This window comes from Nguyenibacter vanlangensis (assembly GCF_013376155.1).
Taxonomy (GTDB): Bacteria; Pseudomonadota; Alphaproteobacteria; order Acetobacterales; family Acetobacteraceae; genus Gluconacetobacter; species Gluconacetobacter vanlangensis.
This window is the reverse complement of record NZ_JABXXP010000838.1, coordinates 1-1,119: the sequence shown is the minus strand read 5'-3', so window position 1 is coordinate 1,119 and position 1,119 is coordinate 1. Positions and strand designations below refer to the sequence as shown.

The 1,119-nt window shown below is 69.0% G+C and carries 1 protein-coding gene; it reads right to left on the bottom strand.

Going from position 1 to position 1,119, the window contains the following annotated elements; all coding sequences use genetic code 11:
- The coding region (locus HUK84_RS19510) for an amidohydrolase family protein (RefSeq protein WP_176641688.1) at window positions 1-959 on the bottom strand (959 nt) is incomplete at its 3' end.
- Window positions 960-1,119 lie beyond the last annotated feature (160 nt).

The following is a 1,119-nucleotide window of genomic DNA, read 5'->3' as shown; positions in this document are numbered from 1 at the left end:
CCGCGATCCGTCAGGCCGAAGGCCCGCGCCGCCGTCAGGCTGGCGGCGCGATAGGCGGCCAGCGGCGCCACGCCCTGGGCGATGGCGCTGCGGATCAGGAAATCGATATGCCCTTCATGCGCGATCTCCAGCGGATTGCGGTCGTCGGTGCAGAACGCCAGGAACGGCGAGGTCTCGACAGTCAGCAGCGGCGCCAGCGCCGCCAGGTCCTTGCACACCGACCCCTCGCGGATCAGGATCGTCATGCCCTTGCGGATCTTCTCCAGGGCTTCCTCGGCACGCGTCGCCTCATGGTCGGTCGAAATGCCGGCGGACAGATAGCCGTTCAGCGCCTTGCCGCCCATCAGCGGCGCATGCCCGTCGATATGCCGCCCGGCAAAGGCGCGCAGCTTGTCCAGGCAGTCCGCCTCGCAATTCAGCACCCCCGGCATGTTCATGAATTCCGCCAGGCCGATCACCTTCGGATGGTCCATGAACGGGGCCAGCGCGTCGGCGCCCAGCACCGCGCCCGACGTCTCGACCGCCGATGACGGCACGCAGCTCGACAGGTTGACGCGCAAATCCATGACCATGCGCGTCGCGGCCTCCAGGAAATAGCGCAGCGCAGCGGCACCCAGCACATTGGCCATCTCGTGCGGGTCGCAGATGGCGGTCGTCACCCCGTGCGGCAGCACGCAGCGCTCGAACTCGAACGGCGTGACCAGCGAGGATTCGATATGCAGGTGCGTGTCGATGAAGCCGGGCACCACGACCCGCCCGCGCCCCTCGATCACGGCGGGGCCGTCATAGCGGTCCAGCGTGCCCACGATCGTGTCGCCGCAGATGGCGATGTCGGTCGGCAGCAGCGCCCCGGTCACCAGGTCGAACAGGCGCACATCGCGTATCACCAGGTCGGGCGGCGCCTGGCCGCTTCCCTGGCGGATCCGGCGGGCGATCGGGTCGGTCGATTCAGCGTTCATGCCGTTCTTAACCACAGCCGCGCGCCGTCCGTCCACGACCGATTGCGTCAGCCGGCTTTCTGCCGCCACATCAGCATGTTGCGTCCGGCCTGGCGCGCCTCTCCCGGCATGGCCCACAGCGCGGCCCCGCCGGCCAGCGCGGCCAGCACGACATACAGCG